We start from the raw sequence: 19,142 nt of genomic DNA on the forward strand, positions 1-19,142 counted from the left end.
CACACCGCGCCACCACCACCCGCCGCGCCGCGGGGGCGGACGGGCACCACCCCAGCGCCGAGCCGGCAGCAGACCAGGCCGAACGCCCCCGGAGCGCGGGCCGCACCGGCGTCGCCGGCAGCACCGCCGCCCCCACCCGCCGGCGCCGGGCCGCCGCGCCGCCCGTCACCCCACCCACCGGGCACGGCCACGGGCACGGCCACTCCCCCGCGCCCCCGGCCTCCCGGCGCGTCAAGCTCCTCCTCATCTGGCTGCTCGCGCCCATCGCGGCCCTCACCGTCGCCGGGCTGCTCCTGCTCTACCCCTGGGGCCAGGACAAGCCCACCTCGGCGATCTCCCAGGGCACCCCGGTCCACGGCACCATCACCACCGCCACCTCCGGCCCCTGCCTGGCCGACGGTCAGGTGCAGGTCGGCGACCAGCCGGACGCCAAGCCCTGCCTCGCCGCCACGATCGCCCTCACCGACGGCCCGGGCAGCGGGCACAGCGTCGAGCTGACCGTGCCCATCGAGCCGAGCACGCCACGCTTCACCGCCGGGGACGACGTCGTACTGGCCTACAACGGCGGGGACGCCGCCGATCCCGCCTCCTACCAGCTGGTCGACTTCCAGCGCGGCTTCCCGCTCGCGGTGCTCGCCGCGCTGTTCGCGGTCGCCGTGGTCGTGCTCGGGCGCTGGCACGGCGTGGCCGCGCTCGGCGCGCTGGTCCTCAGCTTCGTCGTGCTCGTGGCGTTCGTGCTGCCCGCGATCCTCGCCGGGGAGAACCCGCTGCTGGTCGCGATCGTGGGCGCCGGGCTGATCATGTTCATCGCCCTGTACCTGACCCACGGCGTCTCCGCCCGCACGTCGGTCGCGGTGCTGGGCACGCTGGTGAGCCTCGCGCTGATCGGCGCGCTGTCGGCGATCTTCTCCGCGGCCGCGTCCCTGACCGGCCTGGACGACAGCACCTCCACGCTCATCGCCGCGCTCGGTCACGGCATCGACGCGCGTGGCCTGCTGCTGGCCGGCATCGTCATCGGCGCGCTCGGCGTGCTCGACGACGTCACGGTCACCCAGACCAGCGCGGTGTGGGAGCTGCGCCGCGCCAACCCGTCGCTGAGCTGGCGCGAGCTGTACTCCGCCGGGCTGCGCATCGGCCGCGACCACGTCGGCTCCGCGGTGAACACGCTGGTGATGGCGTACGCGGGCGCCGCGCTGCCGGTGATGCTGTACTCGTCGATCTCCGGCGTGGGGCTCGGCGCGATCCTCGGCTCGCAGGACATCGCGCAGGAGATCGTCCGGACGCTGGCGGGCAGCGTCGGCATCGTCGCGGCCGTGCCGGTCACCACCGTCCTGGCCGCGGTGATCGCCAGCCGGGAACCCATGAGTCACATCAGCCACACCAGCGCCCACTAGCCACAGCCGGGCACCCCGCCCCGGTCACGGCCCCCGTCATGGGGTACGAAGGCCGGGCACAGTTCCCGTCCGGCGGGGAGGGGTCATGGTCGTTCACGCACTGCCGCGGCGCCTGACGAAAGCCGTGGCCGGCACGTTCACGAGCCTGCCGCGGATCGCCACCGCCCTCACCGAGCTGCGCGACGCGGCCAAGCACCTGGAGCGGCTCGCGACCTTCGCGGCGGAGGAGCTGCCGGAGATCGTCTACCAGCTGGAAGGCATCCGCGAGCAGCTGGTCCGGATCGAGGACCGGCTCGGCGGCCGCAACGGCGAGGTCAGCCCAGCTGCGCGACGAACCGGCTCACGGCCTCCATCGTGAACCGCTGGGCGATCTTGCCCGACGGCGCCGCGGACGCCAGCTGGTAGAGCGGCCGGTCCGGCACGCCCGCGCCGCGCGCTTCGGCACGCAGCTGCGCGACCAGCAGCTCGGCAAAGACCAGCCCGTTGGCCTCGATGTTGTTCGCCACCGCGTCGGCGAGCCGCCGCAGCGTGAGGATGGGCAGCTCGCGCCCGCCGGTGCCGGCGTAGACGGCCAGGTCGATCTTGACGACCTGCCCGCGCTGCCCGGAGTTGAACAGCAGGCTGACCGTGCGCGCGCCGCGCACGTCGGTCACCAGCAGGTCGATGCGCCGCGCCTGCGCCAGGTCCACCCGGCGGGTGCGCCACGTGCGCACCAGCACGGCGGTGCCCTCCAGCCACAGCTTGCGCCGCACGTTCCACAGCACCACGTACAGCAGCGGCAGGCCGACCACCGCCGCAGCGACCAGGCCCGCGACCTGCCCGCCGATCAGGCCCGCGATCCCGCCGAACGCGGCGGCCATGATCAGCACGCCCGCCAGTCCGGAGATCAGCCTGCGGCGCGTCAGCCCCCGGTCCTCCTGGTGCAGCGGCAGCCGCTGCGGTTCCACTGGCTTCTTCGGCTCGGTCACTTCTCCCCCATCACCGCACCGGGACGACGCTGCGCGCCCCGCTCAGGAACGGATTGCCGGCCCGCTCGCGGCCGATCGTCGTGGCCGGGCCGTGCCCGGGCAGCACCACCGTGTCGTCGGGCAGCGGCAGCAGCGCGTCGCGCAGGGACTCCCCGAGCCGCCGCTGGTCGCCGCGGCCGACCGAGCCGGCGAAGAGCGTGTCGCCGGTCAGGGCGAGCCTGCCGCCCTCCGGCGTGGTCACGCGGAACACCACCGAGCCGTCGGTGTGGCCGGGCACGAGGTCGACGTCGATCGCTAGGCCGGCCAGCTCCAGCGGCGCCCCGGTCAGGTCGCGGACGTCGGCGGGCTCGGCGCCCTCGTGCAGGCCGCGGTCGGCGGGGTGGATCCACATCGGAACGTCGTGGGCCGCGGTCAACACCGGAGCGTCTCCCACGTGGTCGGGGTGGCCGTGGGTGGCCAGCACGGCCACCGGGGTGAGCCGGTGCTCGGCGAGGGCCTCGGCGACGCGGCCCGCGGAGTCCTCGCCCGGGTCGACCACCACGCAGGCGGTGTCCGGGCCGGGCGCGAGCAGGTAACAGTTGGCCCGCAACGCGCCTGCCGGAAACCCGACGACGAGCACGAAAACCCACCTCCGCGTCGACCCGTCCACCCGTGCCCGGGATGCCCGGCACCCACCCTAACCGGGGCTGTACAGGGTCCTCACAGGCTGTGCCCATAGACTGCCGCCACCCGATCGGTGACGTCGAGTGGATTCTGGAGGGCAGGTGGCGACCAACCAGCAGCGCCGTGAGGCCGCGAAGCGCAAGCTCGAGCGGCAGATGGCCCGCCGGGCGGAGCAGGCGCGACGGCGCAAGATCGTCGGCGTCGGCGCGACCGTCGGCGCGGTGGTCGTGGTCGCCGGGCTGGTGGTGTTCTTCGCTACCCGCGGCGGCGACGACGGCGACGCGGCGGCCTCCCCGACGACCTCGCCCTCGGCGACCGAGCTGAACATCCCGACGCAGCGCGCCGCGGTGCCGCACCGGCCGACGCCGCTGGCGAACCCCGTGCAGTGCGAGTACCCGGCCACGCCGAGCGAGCCCGCCGCGAAGCCGAACAACCCGCCGCAGACCAAGGACATCCCGTCGACCGGGACGGTGAACGTCACGCTGAAGACCACCGCCGGCGACATCCCGCTGACGCTGGACCGCGCGCTCGCGCCGTGCACCGTGAACAGCTTCCTGAGCCTGGCGCAGCAGGGGTACTACACCGACACCTCGTGCGCGCGGCTGGGCACCGACCCGAGCCTGATGATGCTGCAGTGCGGCGACCCGAGCGGCACCGGCAGCGGCGGTCCCGGCTACTCGTTCGCCGACGAGACGTTCCCCGAGCTGACCTACGGCCGCGGCCTGCTGGCGATGGCCAACGCGGGCCCGAACACCAACGGCAGCCAGTTCTTCATGGTGTACGGCCCGGCCGAGCTGAGCCCGGACTACACGGTGTTCGGCTCGATCGGCGACGCCGGCCTGGAGGTGCTCGACAAGGTGGCGCGCGCCGGCCACGACGGCAGCTTCGACCCGAGCCCGGGTGGCGGCAAGCCGAACATGGAGGTCAAGTTCACCGCGGTGACGATCGGCTGAGTTCTTGTCGCGGAGCGGCCTCCGTCCGGTTCGGACGGAGGCCGCTTCGTCGTCAGGAGGCGGTGAACTTCGGCGGGCGGCGGTCGAGGAAGGCCGCCACGCCCTCGGCGTAGTCCTCACCGTGGATGGCGGCCGAGCGGATCCGCTCGACCTCGCTGTCGCTTTCGGACTGTCCGTCGAGGATCTTGCCGATGATCCGGTTCATGCCGCGGACCGAGGTCTGCGACCGGGAGCAGAGGGTGGCCGCGAAGTCGGACACGCCGGCGTCGAGGTCGGTGAACACGTCGTTGAGGAGGCCGATCTCGCGGGCGCGGGCGGCGTCGATCAGCTGGCCGGAAAGCAGGAAGTACCGCGCGTGGGCCGGCCCGATGAGGGACACCAGCTGGCGCGAGGAGCGGAAGTCGTAGACGATGCCGAGTTTCGCCGGGGTGATCCCGAAGCGCGCGGTGGCGTCGGCGAAGCGGAAGTCGCAGGCGACGGAGATCTGGCAGCCGCCGCCGATGCAGTTGCCGCGGATCTTCGCCACGGTCGGCTTCGTCATCCCGGCCAGCGCGGTGACCGCGCCCTCGACGACCTGGTCGTAGGCGGCGGCGCCGTCGGCGGTGGAGCGCAGGCTGCCGAACTCGGAGATGTCCGCCCCCGCCGAGAAGTCCGGCCCGGCGCCGGTCAGGACGAGCACCTTGAGCCCCGGATCACCCTCCACCTCGGCGACGACGTCCGGAATGGCCGCCCACATGTCGTGGGAAATCGCGTTCTTCTTCTCCGGCCGCGCGAAGGTGAGGGTGCCCACTTCCCCGTCGCGCGCGAACTCCAGCCCAGCTGCCATGAGCCGACCCTAGAGGGCACGCCCGGGCGGGCGCCGTGAGCCACACCACCGCGGGGCACCCACCAGCACCGCCACGAGGTCCGAACTTGACTCAGCCGCCCCAGGCCGCACGCCAAGCCGGGCTTCGTCAGGACGCCGACGTCACGCGGTACACGTCGTAGACGCCCTCCACGCCGCGCACCACCTTGAGCACGTGCCCGAGGTGCTTGGGGTCGCCCATTTCGAACGTGAACCGGCTGACCGCGACCCGGTCGCGCGACGTCTGCACCGACGCGGACAGGATGTTCACCTTCTCGTCGGCCAGCACCTTCGTCACGTCGGACAGCAGCCGGTGCCGGTCGAGGGCCTCGACCTGGATGGACACCAGGAAGACCGAGTTCGCGGACGGCGCCCACTCCACCTCGACCAGCCGCTCGGGCTGGGCGCGCAGGTCCTCGGCGTTCGTGCAGTCCGTGCGGTGCACGCTGACACCGCCGCCGCGGGTGACGAAACCGAGGATCTCGTCGCCGGGCACCGGGGTGCAGCAGCGCGCCAGCTTGGTCCACACGTCGGTGGCGTCCTTGACCACGACACCCACGTCGTTGGCCGCCCGGCGCCGGGTGACCGTGGACGGCGTGGACCGGGCCGCGAGCTCGTCCTCGGCCTCCTCGACGCCACCGATCAGCGCCACCAGCCGCTGCACGACGTGCTTCGCGCTGACGTGGCCCTCGCCCACCGCCGCGTACAGCGAGCTGATGTCCGGGTGGTGCAGCTCGGCCGCCAGCGCGCCCATCGCCTCCGCGGACACCAGGCGCTGCAACGGGAGGCCGACCTTGCGGACCTCCTTGGTGATCGCGTCCTTGCCGGCGTCGATCGCCTCGTCGCGGCGTTCCTTGGCGAACCACTGGCGGATCTTGGCGCGCGCCTTGGGCGACTTGGCGAACGTCAGCCAGTCGCGGCTCGGCCCGGAGTTCTCCGCCTTCGAGGTGAAGATCTCGACGACGTCGCCGTTCTCCAGCTTGCGTTCCAGCGCCACCAGACGGCCGTTGACGCGCGCGCCGATGCACCGGTGCCCGACCTCGGTGTGCACGGCGTAGGCGAAGTCCACCGGCGTGCCGCCGACGGGCAGCGTCACCACGTCACCCTTGGGCGTGAACACGAAGATCTCGCGGGCGGCGAGCTCGTAGCGCAGCGAGTCGAGGAACTCGCCGGGGTCCGCGGCCTCCCGCTGCCAGTCGAGCAGCTGCCGCATCCACGCCATCTCGTCGATGTCGACGGCGGTGCCGTGGTGGGTGCCCTTGGTTTCCTTGTACCGCCAGTGCGCCGCGATGCCGTACTCGGCCGTGTGGTGCATCTCGTAGGTGCGGATCTGCACTTCGAGGGGCTTGCCGTCGGGGCCGATCACCGTGGTGTGCAGCGACTGGTACACGCCGAACCGCGGCTGCGCGATGTAGTCCTTGAACCGGCCCGGCATCGGCTGCCACAGTGCGTGCACGACACCCATGGCGGCGTAGCAGTCGCGCACGTCCTCGACCAGGATCCGCACGCCCACCAGGTCGTGGATGTCGTCGAGGTCCCGGCCGCGGACGATCATCTTCTGGTGGATCGAGTAGTAGTGCTTGGGCCGCCCCTCGACCTTCGCGGTGATGCGGGAGCCGCCGAGCGCGCCGGTCAGCTCGTCGATCACCTTGCGCAGGTAGATGTCCCGGGACGGGGCCCGGTCGGCGACCAGGCGGACGATCTCGTCGTACTTCTTGGGCTGCAGGATCGCGAACGCGAGGTCCTCCAGCTCCCACTTGACGGTGGCCATGCCCAGCCGGTGCGCCAGCGGGGCCAGCACCTCCAGGGTCTCCTTGGCCTTGCGGACCTGCTTCTCCGGCGGCAGGAACCGCATGGTGCGCATGTTGTGCAGCCGGTCGGCGAGCTTGATGACCAGCACGCGCGGGTCGCGGGCCATCGCGATGACCATCTTGCGGATGGTCTCGGCCTCGGCCGCCGTGCCGAGTTTCACCTTGTCCAGCTTGGTGACGCCGTCGACGAGCTGGGCGACCTTGTCGCCGAAGTCGGCGGTCAGCTGCTCCACCGAGTAGCCGGTGTCCTCGACCGTGTCGTGCAGCAGCGCGGCGACCAGCGTGGTGGTGTCCATGCCCAGCTCGGCGAGGATGGTCGCCACCGCGAGCGGGTGCGTGATGTACGGGTCGCCGGACTTGCGCCGCTGGTGGCGGTGCAGCTCCTCGGCGACGTCGTAGGCGCGCTGCAGGAGGCTCAGGTCGGCGTTGGGGTGCAGGTCGCGGTGAATCGCGGCGAGCGGCTCCAGCACCTGCTTGACCGGCGCGGCGCGCTGGGCGGTGATCCGCCGCGCGAGCCGGGCGCGGACGCGCCGCGTGGCGGACGGTGCCCTGGTGACGCCCTGCGGCTGCGTGCCGCGGTTGTCGGCGGTCTCCCGGGCGGGCGCCGGGCTTTCGAGCTCCTGGCTCAAGCCCACCTCCTGCTGATCGCGCGGCCTTCAGAGCACCAAGCGTAACCCCGGCGGGCCACCTCGTTGTTCCCAGCCGCGCCGACCGCCGCGCTCGCGCGCCGAACGGTCAGGTGACCAGGAGCGAGCTGACCTTCCGGCCGGTCAGCGCCGACCGCCCGTCAAGGGCGGCCAGCTCCATCACCACGGACACGCCGGTGACCGTCGCGCCGGCCTGCTCCAGCAGCTCACAGGCCGCGGCGACGGTGCCGCCGGTGGCGAGCACGTCGTCGACCACCACGGCCCGCTGCCCCGGCCGCACCACGCCAGACGGCAGCTCCAGGGTCGCGGAGCCGTACTCCAGGGCGTAGTCCACCCGCCCGGCCACGCTGGGCAGCTTGCCGGGCTTGCGCACCAGGACGACACCCATGCCGCGCGCGTAGCCGACGGCCGCGGCGAGCAGGAACCCTCGCGCCTCGACCGCGGCCAGCACGTCGGTGCCCGGGTCGACCGTCGCCGCCAGCGCGTCGATCACCGCCGCGAACCCGTCGGCGTCGGCGAACAGCGGCGACAGGTCCCGGAACAGCACACCGGGCTCCGGGAAGTCCGGCACCTCGGCGATCAGGCCGAGCGCACGCTCCAGGTCCACGTCAGCGCTTCCGCTTGCCCGACGGCCGCCCGCGCCGCGGCTGCGACTTCGGGGTGCGGGCCGGGACGCTCGCGGCCGCCGCGTACGCCTTCTCCTTGCGCAGCTCGGCGTCCAGCGCCTCGTCGTCGCTCGCGTCGAAGTCGGCCTCGCGCTCGGCGGCCTTGCGGGCCTGGTTGGCGCGGCGCGCCCGGACCCGCTCGGCCTGCTGCTTGTACCTCGGGTCGCGCATCTTGAAGTCCACCAGCAGCGGGGTCGCCAGGAACAGCGACGACAGCACGCCGGCGAGCATGCCGCTCAGCTGCACCAGCGCGAGGTCCTGCAGCGTGCCGGACCCGAGCAGGATGTAGCCGACGACCAGCAGGCCCAGCACCGGCAGCAGCGCGATGACCGAGGTGTTGATCGAGCGCATCAGCGTCTGGTTCAGCGCCAGGTTGGCGGTCTCGGCGTAGGTGCGGCGGGTCAGGCCGAGGATGCCGCGGGTGTTCTCCTTGACCTTGTCGAACACCACCACGGTGTCGTAGAGGGAGAACCCGAGGATGGTCAGCAGGCCGATCACCGTCGCCGGCGTGACCTCGAACCCGACGAGCGAGTAGATGCCCGCGGTGACGACGATGTCGTGCACCAGCGCGATGAGCGCGGTGACCGCCATCCAGCGCTCGAAGTAGACCGCGAGGAACACGGTCACCAGGACCATGAACACGGCGAGCGCGATCAGCGCCTGCTGCGAGATCTCCTGGCCCCAGGACGCGCTGACCGCGCTGTCGCTGATCGCCTGCACGCTCGGCTGGCCGTTGCCGCCGATCGGCTGGAGCTGGTCGAACAGGGTCTGCTTGACCTTGGCGACCTGGTCGGCGTCGAGGGTGTCCGACCGCAGCTCGACGGTGGCCGCGTCGCCGACGCCGACCGTCTGCGCCGAGTCGGCCTGCTCGCCGATGGCGTCGGCGAACGCCTGCTTGGCCTCGTCGGCGGTGATCGGGCCATTCGCGCCGCGCGCCGGCATCTGGATCTGGGTGCCGCCCTCGAACTCGATGCCGAGGTTGAAGCCCTTGATGCCGATCGAGGCGATGCACACCAGGACCAGGACCGCGAAGAAGATGTACCAGCGCTTGCGCTTGCCGACGATGTCGAAGGCGCCGGTGCCGACGTAGAGGCGGTGGAAGACGCTCTCCCGCCCGGCCTTCTTCGTGGCCGGCGCGGCGTCCGTGCTCTCGGTGTTCAGCTCGTCTGCCACGTCAGGACTCCTTCGCGCCCGCGCCGGCGGGCACCTTGCGCGCGGACCGGCGCTCCGCGGCCAGCGTCTGCACGCCGCCGAGGCCGGTGAGCTTCGGCTGGGACAGGAACTTCGACTTCGACGCCAGCGCGACCAGCGGGTGCGTCACGAGGAACACCACGATCAGGTCGAGCACGGTCGACATGCCGAGGGTGAACGCGAAGCCCTGGACGTCGCCGACCGCGATGGCGTACAGCACCGCGGAGGCGAGGAACATGACCGCGTCCGAGGCCAGGATCGTGCGGCGGGCGCGCACCCAGCCGCGCGGCACCGCGGAGCGGAAGCTGCGGCCGCCCTCGCGGATCTCGTCCTTGAGCCGTTCGAAGAACACCACGAACGAGTCCGCGGTGACACCGATCGCGATGATGAACCCGGCGACGCCGGCCAGGTCGAGCGTGAAGTTGATCCACCGCCCGAGCAGGACCAGCACCGCGTAGACGATCAGGCCGGACAACGCCAGCGAGACGACCGTGAGCACCCCGAGCAGGCGGTAGTAGACCAGGCAGTAGACGAACACCAGCGCGAGGCCGATGCCGCCGGCGATCAGGCCCGCCTCGAGCGAGGCGAGGCCGAGCGTCGCCGACACGGTGGTGGCGTCGGAGGAGGTGAACGACAGCGGCAGCGAGCCGTACTTCAGGACGTCGGCGAGGTCCTTGGTCTGCGCCTGCGTGAAGTTGCCGCTGATCTGGGTGTTGCCGTCGAGGATCGCGCTCTGGATGGTCGGCGCGGACACGACCTGCGTGTCGAGCACGAACGCGGCGCGCTGGCCGATGTTGGCCGTGGTGAAGTCGGCCCAGACCTGGCGGCCCTCGGACTTGAAGGTGAGGTCCACGGTCCACTGCGGCTTGTTCTGCGCCGGCGACGAGGACACCGCGTTGTCGATCTCGGTGCCCTTCAGGAACACCGGGCCGAGCAGATACTTCTCGGTGCCGGTCTGGTCGCAGGTGAGCAGCGGCAGGTTCGGATCGTCGTTGCCGCGCAGCGGGTCCTGGGTGGAGCAGGTGAACGCGGTCAGCGCGGCGGACGCGTTCGGCCCGGCGGCGAGCGAGTCGCCGGTGCCGGTGACCAGGTCGGCGGCCTGGCGGGTGGCCTTGGCCTGCTGGATCGCGGCCGGGTCGTCGGCCTGTCCCGGCGGCGGCGCGACCGGCGGGGTGGTCACCGTCTGCGCGTCGATCACCTTGCGGAAGCCGAGCTGGGCGGTCTGGCCGAGCTTCTTGGCCTGGTCGCCCTGCTCGCCGGGGACGGTGATCACGATGTTGTCGCCGTCGAGGACCACCTCGGTGCCGCTGACCCCGATCCCGTTCACGCGGGTCTCGATGATCTGGCGCGCCTGGTTGAGGGACTCGCGCGAGGGCGCGGAGCCGTCCGGGGTGCGCGCGCTCAGCGTCACCCGGGTGCCGCCCTGCAGGTCGATGCCCAGCTTCGGCGTGGGCTTCCCGCCGCCGGTGAAGAACACCAGGGCGTAGAGCACGACCACGATCAGGACGAAGAAGCCGAGATAGCGTCCCGGGCGGATCCGCCCGGCCGGTGGTGCCACGGTGGTCGTTCTCCTCGACGGTCAGCTGCGGGGTTCGTGCCGCCTACGCGGCGGTACGCAGACACTACTCGCCGCGTTGTGAACGCGGCGTTGACCCCGGCGTCACCACCGGACGCCGGGGTGTTGCCCTTCGTCGGGCTACTTCTTCTCACTCTCCAGCGAGGGAGCAGCGGCCTTCTCGCCGGCCTCGGCCTTGGGCGCCTCGACCGTCTCGGTGACCTCGGCGGTCTCGGCCACGTCGTCCTCGGTCTCGACCTCGTCGGCCACCTCGGGGGCGACCTTCTCGCGCACGGCCTGGCGCAGCCACGTCGTCACGACGCCGGGCGCGATCTCGATGTCGATCGTGGTGTCGCTGCTGGTGTCCGCCACCGTGCCGTACAGGCCGGAGGTGGTCATCACCCGGTCGCCCTCGGACAGGCTGCTCTGCAGCTTCTGCTGCTCCTGCACGGCACGCTTCTGCTTCCGGGTGCCCATCACCAGCGGGATCGCCACGACGAGCATGAGCAGCAACGGCAGGAAAAGCTGTTCCATGATTCTCCATTCGGTGTGCGACGCCCGGCCGCTCACCAATTTGTCCGGATGTGCTCTTTCGAGTGTGCCAGGCACCACTGACCAGGCCAGCACCCGGTTAGTCGAACAGGGTAGGCCCTGCCTGGTCCGGGCGGGGCGGGGGGCGCAGACCCAGGTGCTCCCAGGCACTCGCCGTCGCCACCCGGCCACGCGGGGTGCGCGCGAGCATACCCGCGCGCACCAGGTAGGGCTCGCAGACTTCCTCGACCGTCGTCGGTTCCTCACCGACCGCGACGGCGAGGGTGGACACCCCGACCGGACCGCCGCCGAAGGAGTGCACCAGCGCCGACAGCACCGCGCGGTCCAGCCGGTCCAGGCCCAGCTCGTCGACGTCGTAGACGGCCAGCGCGGCGCGGGCGACGGCCAGGGTGACCTTGCCGTCCTCGCGAACCTCGGCGTAGTCGCGGACACGGCGCAGCAGCCGGTTGGCGATGCGGGGCGTGCCGCGCGAGCGGCGGGCGATCTCCGCGCTGCCCTCGGCGTCGATCTCGATGTCCAGGATCTTCGCCGAGCGGCGGACCACCTGGTCGAGCTCGTGGTCGGCGTAGAACTCCATCTGACCGGTGAAGCCGAACCGGTCGCGCAGCGGGCCGGTCAGGGCGCCGGAGCGGGTGGTGGCGCCGACCAGGGTGAACGGCGCGATCTCCAGCGGGATGCTGGTGGCGCCCGGCCCCTTGCCGACGACCACGTCGACGCGGAAGTCCTCCATCGCCAGGTAGAGCATCTCCTCGGCGGGGCGCGCGATCCGGTGGATCTCGTCGATGAACAGCACGTCGCCCTCGGCGAGGTTGGACAGCATCGCGGCGAGGTCGCCGGCGCGTTCCAGCGCCGGGCCGGAGGTGATGCGGATCGAGGCGTCCAGCTCGGCCGCGACGATCATCGCCAGGCTCGTCTTGCCCAGGCCGGGCGGGCCGGACAGGAGGACGTGGTCCGGCGGCACGCCGCGCCGCCGGGCGCTCTCCAGCACCAGTTCCAGCTGCTCACGCACGCGCGGCTGGCCGATGAACTCGCTCAGCCTGCTCGGGCGCAGCGTCGTCTCCATCTCGCGCTCGCCCAGCTGGGGCAGCGCGGAGAGGGTCTCGTCCGCCGGGTGCTCGGTCACCTCTTCATCGTGCACGCGTCAGCAGCCTCACTTGCGCCCGAGGGTGCTCAGCGCGGCGCGCAGCACGGCCGGGGTGGTGTCGGCCGCGCCGGCGGCCAGCACCTTCTCCACGGCCTGCTCGGCCTGCTTGGCGGGGAAGCCGAGGCCGGTGAGCGCCTCGACGACCTCGGCGCGCACCGCGCCCGCCGCCGGGGCCGCGGTGGTCTCGGCGCTCCCGCCGGCCGCGGTGACCTTGTCCCGCAGTTCCAGGGTGAGCCGCTCGGCGCCCTTGCGGCCGATGCCCGGCACCTGGGTGAGCACGGTGATGTTGCCTTCGGCGAGCGCGGTGCGCAGCTTGTCCGGGTCGAGCACGGCCAGCGCGGCCAGCGCCAGCCGCGTCCCGATGCCGGAGACGGTCTGCAGCAGCCCGAACAGCTCGCGGGCCTCGGCGTCGGCGAAGCCGAACAGCGTCAGCGAGTCCTCCCGCACGACGAGCGACGTGTAGAGGCGGACCTCTTCGCCGCGCCGTAGCGTGGCCAGCGTCGACGGCGTGGCCTGCACCGCGAGACCGACCCCGCCGACCTCCACCACGACGTGGTCGAGCCCGACCGAGAGCACCTCGCCCCGGACCGAGGAGATCATCCCCGCACTCCCTTCCCTGGTGTCCGCGTGTTCGCCCGGCGGGGGGCCACCGCCGCCACGGCGCCCGCCGACTTCGCCGCCGCGGCGAGCCGGGCCTTGTGCGCGCGGGCTAGTTCCGCCGCGCGCGCCTCGGCTTCGGCGAGCCGGTCGCGCATCGGCTGGCGCCACAGGTGGCAGATGGCCAGCGCGAGCGCGTCGGCGGCGTCGGCGGGGCGCGGCGCCTGCGCGAGCCCGAGCAGCCGGGTGACCATGCCGGTGACCTGCGCCTTGTCCGCGCGGCCGCTGCCGGTGACGGCGGCCTTGACCTCGCTCGGGGTGTGGAAGACGACCGGCAGCCCGCGGCGGGCGGCGGCCAGCGCCACGACTCCCCCGGCCTGCGCGGTGCCCATCGCGGTGCGCACGTTGTGCTGGCTGAAGACGCGTTCGACGGCGACCGCCTCCGGGCGGTAGGTGTCCAGCCAGTGCTCGACGGCGTCGGAGACCGCGAGCAGGCGCCGTTCCAGCGTGTCGTCGACCGGGGTGCGGACGACGTCCACCGCGACGCAGCTGACGGTGCGGCCGGTCCCCCCGTCCACCACGCCGAGCCCGCACCGGGTCAGCCCGGGGTCCACGCCGAGCACTCGCACCGATCACCCTCCTGCCGCCGAACACGCGTTCGAGGTGAGGCTACCGCGCCGGGCGGCGCGCGCCCGGCAGGACGCGCCGGGGCCGATGATCGTCCTTTATGGACCGTCGACGCCCGGGGTCCAGCTCTCCGGCGCGCCGCTCTCGGTCAGCACCGGCTGCCAGTCGGCGAACCCCTCCGGCGCGTCCGCGCTCCACGGCCAGTGCCCGTCCGGCGTGGCGACGATGATCTGCAGCGCGGGGAAGTCGCCGTCCGGGTACACGAGGAACGCGCTGCCCAGGTACTCGAGGTAGTGCCCCTTGGCGACGCGCTCGAAGGTGACCGGCACGCCCTCGAAGAAGTCCTCGTAGACCTTGCCCGGCACGAACTCCTCGCCGTTGGCGGCGCGGTCGACGTAGGCGTCGAGCAGGATCGGCGCCATCTGCTCGGGCAACCCGACGACGACGGCCTCGGGGACCTCGTGCAGCGCCCACACGCACGCCGTGAACGCGTACCCCGCGCCGGAATCGTCGGCCGCCACGGAGATCACCGCGTTGCCGCGGGTCTCGGCCTGGTTGACGATCCACTCGAGGAGGTCGGATTCTTCGGGCGCGAGGGTCTCGGTCACGGGCGGCATTCTGCCGTACGCCGGCGGCGGCGGGACAGCCCCCGGTGGTGGAAAATTCCCCTTGCACGCCAAGGCCCTCCGGTGCGGGCGCACCGGAGGGCCTTGGGAAGTGCGGTGTTACGCGCCGACCTCTTCGAGTACCTCGTCGGAGACATGGAATCCGACGCAGGGCGGACACGTTCCCGTCACGCGCCGACCTCTTCGAGCACCTCGTCGGAGACATCGAAGTTGGCGTACACGTTCTGGACGTCGTCGCAGTCCTCCAGCGCGTCGATCAGCCGGAAGACCTTCTTGGCGCCCTCGGCGTCCAGCGGGACGCTGACCGACGGCAGGAACGTCGGGTCGGCCGACTCGTAGTCGTAACCGGCGTCCTGCAGCGCCTTGCGGACGTTGATCAGGTCGGTGGCCTCGGAGACGATCTCGAAGTTGTCGCCGAGGTCGTTGACCTCCTCCGCGCCCGCGTCGAGGACGGCCATCAGGACGTCGTCCTCGGACAGGTCGTTCTTGGGCATGATCACCACGCCCTTGCGGTTGAACAGGTACGACACCGAGCCCGGGTCGGCGAGCGAGCCGCCGTTGCGGGTCAGCGCGGTGCGCACCTCGCCCGCCGCGCGGTTGCGGTTGTCGGTCAGGCACTCGATCAGCACGGCGACGCCGTTGGGGCCGTAGCCCTCGTAGTTGATCGTCTGCCAGTCCGCGCCGCCCGCTTCCTCACCGGCGCCGCGCTTGCGGGCGCGCTCGATGTTGTCCTGCGGGACCGAGTTCTTCTTCGCCTTCTGGATGGCGTCGTAGAGGGTCGGGTTGCCCTCGGGATCGCCCCCGCCGGTCCGCGCGGCGACCTCGATGTTCTTGATGAGTCTCGCGAACAGCTTGCCACGCTTGGCGTCGAGGGCGGCCTTCTTGTGCTTCGTGGTGGCCCACTTGGAGTGGCCGCTCATCTCTCCTCCGTCTCGCTCGTCGTCGCCGCGTCCCGCACCATCTCCACGAACAGGCGATGGACCCGATCGTCACCGGTCAGCTCCGGGTGGAAGGCCGTGGCGAGCACCGGCCCCTGCCGGACCGCGACGATCCTAGCGCCGGTGCCGTCGGCGCCGGGCACCGTGGCCAGCACCTCGACCCCGTCGCCTGCTTTTTCCACCCACGGGGCGCGGATGAAGACCGCGTGCAGGGGTCCGCCGGGGAGCGCCGCGAAGGCCAGGTCCTCCTCGAAGGAGTCCACCTGGCGGCCGAAGGCGTTGCGCCGGACGATCACGTCGAGCGCGCCGAGCTGGTGCTGGTCGGGGCGGCCGTCCAGGGCCTGTTTGGCGAGCAGGATCATGCCCGCGCACGAGCCGAAGGCGGGCAGCCCCGCCGCGAGCCGCTCGCGGAGCGGGCCGAGCAGCTCGAACGTCTCGAGCAGGCGCGACATGGTGGTGGACTCGCCGCCGGGCAGGACGAGACCGTCGACGGCGGCCAGTTCGGACTCGCGCCGGACGGCGACGGCGCGCCCGCCCGCGCTCTCGACCATGGCGGCGTGCTCCCGCACGTCGCCCTGCAGCGCGAGAACGCCGATCACCGGTACCGCGGACACCTGACCTCCTGGAACACGTCGGAAACCACTGTACGACCGCGCGACGGGGGCCGGTCGCGTCCGCGCGACCGGCCCCCGCGCGGAGGACTACCAGCCGCGCTCGGCGAGCCGGTGCGGCTCCGGCACGTCGTCCACGTTGATGCCGACCATCGCCTCGCCGAGGCCGCGCGACACCTTCGCGATCACGTCCGGGTCGTCGTGGAAGGTGGTGGCCTTGACGATCGCCTCGGCGCGCTTCGCGGGGTCGCCGGACTTGAAGATGCCGGAGCCGACGAACACGCCCTCGGCGCCGAGCTGCATCATCATCGCCGCGTCGGCCGGGGTCGCGATGCCGCCCGCGGTGAACAGCACGACCGGCAGCTTGCCCTTCTGCGCCACCTCGCGCACCAGCTCGTAGGGCGCCTGCAGCTCCTTGGCCGCCACGTACAGCTCGTCCTCCGGCAGCGACGTGAGGCGCCGGATCTCCGCGCGGATCTTGCGCATGTGGGTGGTCGCGTTGGACACGTCGCCGGTGCCCGCCTCGCCCTTGGAGCGGATCATCGCCGCGCCCTCGTTGATGCGGCGCAGCGCCTCGCCCAGGTTCGTCGCCCCGCACACGAACGGCACGGTGAAGGCCCATTTGTCGATGTGGTTGGCGTAGTCGGCGGGGGTGAGCACCTCGGACTCGTCGATGTAGTCGACGCCGAGCGACTGGAGCACCTGCGCCTCGACGAAGTGGCCGATCCGCGCCTTGGCCATCACCGGGATGGAGACCGTGTCGATGATGCCCTCGATGAGGTCCGGGTCGCTCATCCGCGCCACCCCGCCCTGCGCGCGGATGTCGGCGGGCACGCGCTCGAGCGCCATCACGGCCACCGCGCCGGCGTCCTCGGCGATCTTGGCCTGCTCGGGGGTGACGACGTCCATGATCACGCCGCCCTTGAGCATCTCGGCCATGCCGCGCTTGACGCGCGCGGTGCCCGTTTCGGGCGTGGCGGAACTGCTGGACTGAACTTCGGACACGACAGAACGCCTTTCACGAAACACAGAGGGGGTTCGGTGTCCAGTCTAGGTTTCGGTGGACCGCTCCCCCAGGCCAGTTCGCCGCGATTTCAGCAGTCCACTTTCGCTCCGCAGGCGCAACCTGTCCGCGCGGGGTTGCCGGACCATGCTCGCCGGGTGTGTGATCGAGGACACACCTTTCGACAGCGTCGTCCCCGGGGAGCCCGCCATGGCCGACAAACAAGCCCGCACCGTCGATGCCGGAGCCGCGGTCGCTGTGGACGACCCGGTCAAGGTTCGCAACGTGGTCCTGGTCGGTCCGTCCGGCTCCGGCAAGACCACCCTCACCGAGGCCCTGCTCACGGTGTCCGGCACCGTGACCAGGGCCGGTTCCGTTGTGGAGGGCACCACGGTCTGCGACCACGACCCCGCGGCCGTGCGCCAGCAGCGCTCGGTCGGGCTCTCCGTCGCGCCGGTGATGCACGACGGGCACAAGATCAACCTGATCGACACCCCCGGCTACGCCGACTTCGTGGGCGAGCTGCGGGCCGGGCTGCGTGCGGCCGACGCCGCGTTGTTCGTGGTGTGCTCGGCCGAAGGCGTCGACCCGGCGACGGTCGCCATCTGGGAGGAGTGCGCCGCGGTGGGCATGCCGCGCGCCGTGATCGTCTCCCGCCTCGACCACCACCGCGCCGACCCGGAGGGCGAGATCGCCGCGTGCCAGGACGCGTTCGGCGCCGGCGTGCTGCCGCTGTACCTGCCGGCGAGCGGCCCGGAGCCGGGCCTGGTCGGGCTGATCACGCGCCGGCTGTACGACTACTCGGACGGCTTCCCGCCGCGCCTGGGCGAACCGTCGCCCGCGGACCTGGATCGGCTGACCGAGGCGCGCAACGAGCTCATCGAGGGCATCATCGCCGAGAGCGAGGACGAGACCCTGATGGACCGCTACCTCGCGGGCGAGGAGATCAGCGAGGACACGCTGATCTCGGACCTGGAGACGGCCGTGGCCCGCGGGTCCTTCCACCCGGTGATCCCGGTGTGCGCGGCCACCGGCGTGGGGCTGGCCGAGGTGCTCGACGGCATCGTCCGCGCCTTCCCGTCGCCGCTGGAGCACAAGCTGCCGCCGGTCACCACGCCCGAGGGCGCCCCGCACCCCGAGCTGAGCACCGATCCGGACGGGCCGCTGGCCGCCGAGGTGGTGCGCACCGCCGTCGACTCCTACGTCGGGCGGGTGTCGCTTGTCCGGGTGTTCTCCGGAACGCTGCGGCCCGAGCGGCCGGTGCACGTGTCCGGGCACGGCATGGCCGAACGCGGCCACGAGGACCACGACACCGACGAGCGCGTGGCGCACCTGTACTCGCCGCTGGGCGCGAACCTGCGCGAGGTGCCCTACTGCGTCGCCGGTGACCTGTGCGCGCTGACGAAGGTCGGGTCGGCCGAAACCGGCGACACCGTCTCCTCGCCCGAGCACCCGCTGCTGATGCGCCCGTGGCCGATGCCGGAGCCGCTGCTGCCGGTGGCCGTCGTGGCCCGCAACCGCAGCGACGAGGACGCCTTGGCACGCAACCTGTCCCGCCTGGTGGCCGGCGACCCGACGCTGCGGCTGGAGCGCAACGCCGAGACGGCGCAACTGGTCCTGTGGTGCATGGGCGAGGCGCACGCCGACGTCGTGCTGTCCCGGCTGCGGGCAGGCGGGGCCGAAGTGGACACCGAGCCGGTGAAGACGAGCCTGCGCGAGACGTTCGCCGGGCCGGCGAAGGGGCACGGGCGGCACGTGAAGCAGTCCGGCGGGCACGGCCAGTACGCGGTGTGCGACATCGAGGTCGAACCGCTGCCGCGGGGCGCCGGGTTCGAGTTCGTGGACCGGATCGTCGGCGGGGCCGTGCCCCACCAGTTCATCCCGAGCGTGGAGAAGGGGGTGCGGGCGCAGCTGCAACGCGGGCTGGTGGCCGGCTACCCGGTGGTCGACGTGCGCGTGACGCTCGTCGACGGCAAGGCGCACAGCGTCGACTCCTCGGACGCGGCGTTCCAGACCGCGGGCGCGCTGGCACTGAAGGAGGCCGCCGCGAACGGGCGGGTCGTGCTGCTCGAACCACTGGACGAGGTCGACGTCCGGGTGCCGGACGAGTACCTGGGCGCGGTGCTCGGCGACCTGTCCTCGCGGCGCGGCCGGGTGCTGGGGACGGAGTCGGTGAGCGGCGGGCGGAGCATCGTGCGCGCCGAGGTGCCCGCGACCGAGCTGCTGCGGTACACCACGGAGCTGCGGTCGCTGAGCTCCGGCACGGCGACGTTCACCCGGCGGCACGCGCGCTACGACCCGATGCCGGACAACCTGGTGGCGGCGCACGCCTGAAATTCACGAGCGCGGGCCG

19 protein-coding genes are annotated in these 19,142 nt (G+C 72.3%); 4 read left to right on the top strand and 15 right to left on the bottom strand.

All coding sequences use genetic code 11. The annotated features are described in order from the left end of the window. Together ACCP09_RS14970 and ACCP09_RS14975 are read left to right on the top strand one after the other, a co-directional pair. The coding region (locus ACCP09_RS14970) for a YibE/F family protein (protein ID WP_433747078.1) at positions 1–1,394 on the top strand (1,394 nt) is incomplete at its 5' end. Positions 1,395–1,479: 85 nt separating this feature from the next. Beyond that, positions 1,480–1,752, top strand: a complete 273-nt coding sequence (locus ACCP09_RS14975; RefSeq protein WP_027930463.1) for a hypothetical protein — start codon at positions 1,480–1,482, stop codon at positions 1,750–1,752. Here the strand turns inward: ACCP09_RS14975 and ACCP09_RS14980 are convergent. Continuing rightward, positions 1,709–2,362 carry a hypothetical protein gene (locus tag ACCP09_RS14980; RefSeq protein WP_027930464.1) on the bottom strand — a complete coding sequence of 218 codons (654 nt, stop codon included), beginning with the start codon at positions 2,360–2,362 and terminating at the stop codon, positions 1,709–1,711. The two genes, ACCP09_RS14975 and ACCP09_RS14980, sit on opposite strands and share 44 nt — an antisense overlap. A 10-nt stretch (positions 2,363–2,372) precedes the next feature. Next, entirely contained in the window at positions 2,373–2,981 is a 609-nt protein-coding gene (locus tag ACCP09_RS14985) for an MBL fold metallo-hydrolase (protein WP_027930465.1), read from the bottom strand. Between the two features lie 145 nt (positions 2,982–3,126). Here ACCP09_RS14985 and ACCP09_RS14990 point away from each other — a divergent pair, with 145 nt between their 5' ends. After that, positions 3,127–3,978, top strand: coding sequence for a peptidylprolyl isomerase (locus tag ACCP09_RS14990; protein ID WP_433747082.1), 852 nt, complete (start codon positions 3,127–3,129; stop codon positions 3,976–3,978). A gap of 52 nt (positions 3,979–4,030) precedes the next feature. Here the strand turns inward: ACCP09_RS14990 and ACCP09_RS14995 are convergent, their stop codons facing one another. From ACCP09_RS14995 to pdxS, 13 genes are all read right to left on the bottom strand, one after another. Beyond that, positions 4,031–4,804, bottom strand: coding sequence for an enoyl-CoA hydratase-related protein (locus ACCP09_RS14995; RefSeq protein ID WP_433747085.1), 774 nt, complete (start codon positions 4,802–4,804; stop codon positions 4,031–4,033). Positions 4,805–4,931: 127 nt separating this feature from the next. Beyond that, entirely contained in the window at positions 4,932–7,262 is a 2,331-nt protein-coding gene (locus ACCP09_RS15000; RefSeq protein WP_020420701.1) for a RelA/SpoT family protein, read from the bottom strand. A gap of 106 nt (positions 7,263–7,368) precedes the next feature. Further along, positions 7,369–7,887 (bottom strand): adenine phosphoribosyltransferase, encoded by a 519-nt coding sequence (locus tag ACCP09_RS15005; RefSeq protein ID WP_433747089.1) that lies wholly within the window; start codon positions 7,885–7,887, stop codon positions 7,369–7,371. A gap of 1 nt (position 7,888) precedes the next feature. Next, a complete protein-coding gene (secF, locus tag ACCP09_RS15010; RefSeq protein WP_027930469.1) occupies positions 7,889–9,118 on the bottom strand; it encodes a protein translocase subunit SecF in 1,230 nt (409 codons plus the stop codon). 1 nt (position 9,119) lies between these two features. Further along, positions 9,120–10,694 carry a protein translocase subunit SecD gene (gene secD, locus ACCP09_RS15015; RefSeq protein WP_027930470.1) on the bottom strand — a complete coding sequence of 525 codons (1,575 nt, stop codon included), beginning with the start codon at positions 10,692–10,694 and terminating at the stop codon, positions 9,120–9,122. A gap of 138 nt (positions 10,695–10,832) precedes the next feature. After that, positions 10,833–11,225 carry a preprotein translocase subunit YajC gene (gene yajC / locus ACCP09_RS15020; protein WP_027930471.1) on the bottom strand — a complete coding sequence of 131 codons (393 nt, stop codon included), beginning with the start codon at positions 11,223–11,225 and terminating at the stop codon, positions 10,833–10,835. Positions 11,226–11,322: 97 nt separating this feature from the next. Further along, positions 11,323–12,381 (bottom strand): Holliday junction branch migration DNA helicase RuvB, encoded by a 1,059-nt coding sequence (gene ruvB, locus ACCP09_RS15025; protein ID WP_369794346.1) that lies wholly within the window; start codon positions 12,379–12,381, stop codon positions 11,323–11,325. 12 nt (positions 12,382–12,393) lie between these two features. Next, positions 12,394–12,987 carry a Holliday junction branch migration protein RuvA gene (gene ruvA, locus ACCP09_RS15030; RefSeq protein WP_433747095.1) on the bottom strand — a complete coding sequence of 198 codons (594 nt, stop codon included), beginning with the start codon at positions 12,985–12,987 and terminating at the stop codon, positions 12,394–12,396. Next, positions 12,984–13,613 carry a crossover junction endodeoxyribonuclease RuvC gene (gene ruvC / locus ACCP09_RS15035; protein WP_084022571.1) on the bottom strand — a complete coding sequence of 210 codons (630 nt, stop codon included), beginning with the start codon at positions 13,611–13,613 and terminating at the stop codon, positions 12,984–12,986. Before ruvC ends, ruvA begins: the two co-directional genes overlap by 4 nt. A 96-nt stretch (positions 13,614–13,709) precedes the next feature. Continuing rightward, entirely contained in the window at positions 13,710–14,228 is a 519-nt protein-coding gene (locus ACCP09_RS15040; RefSeq protein ID WP_027930474.1) for a DUF4262 domain-containing protein, read from the bottom strand. 176 nt (positions 14,229–14,404) lie between these two features. Further along, positions 14,405–15,157, bottom strand: coding sequence for a YebC/PmpR family DNA-binding transcriptional regulator (locus ACCP09_RS15045; protein ID WP_020420710.1), 753 nt, complete (start codon positions 15,155–15,157; stop codon positions 14,405–14,407). After that, positions 15,154–15,789, bottom strand: a complete 636-nt coding sequence (pdxT, locus tag ACCP09_RS15050; RefSeq protein ID WP_017987958.1) for a pyridoxal 5'-phosphate synthase glutaminase subunit PdxT — start codon at positions 15,787–15,789, stop codon at positions 15,154–15,156. The genes ACCP09_RS15045 and pdxT overlap by 4 nt, the downstream gene beginning before the upstream one ends. Positions 15,790–15,876: 87 nt before the next feature. Next, positions 15,877–16,791, bottom strand: coding sequence for a pyridoxal 5'-phosphate synthase lyase subunit PdxS (gene pdxS, locus ACCP09_RS15055; protein ID WP_027930475.1), 915 nt, complete (start codon positions 16,789–16,791; stop codon positions 15,877–15,879). Between the two features lie 208 nt (positions 16,792–16,999). Between pdxS and ACCP09_RS15060 the strand changes: the two genes are divergently transcribed. Further along, the gene (locus ACCP09_RS15060; RefSeq protein ID WP_378363810.1) at positions 17,000–19,123 is read left to right on the top strand and encodes an elongation factor G-like protein EF-G2; all 2,124 of its coding nucleotides are present in this window, start codon (positions 17,000–17,002) and stop codon (positions 19,121–19,123) included. Positions 19,124–19,142 lie beyond the last annotated feature (19 nt).

This window comes from Amycolatopsis sp. 3B14 (assembly GCF_050958625.1).
GTDB classification, from domain to species: domain Bacteria; phylum Actinomycetota; class Actinomycetes; order Mycobacteriales; family Pseudonocardiaceae; genus Amycolatopsis_E; species Amycolatopsis_E thermoflava.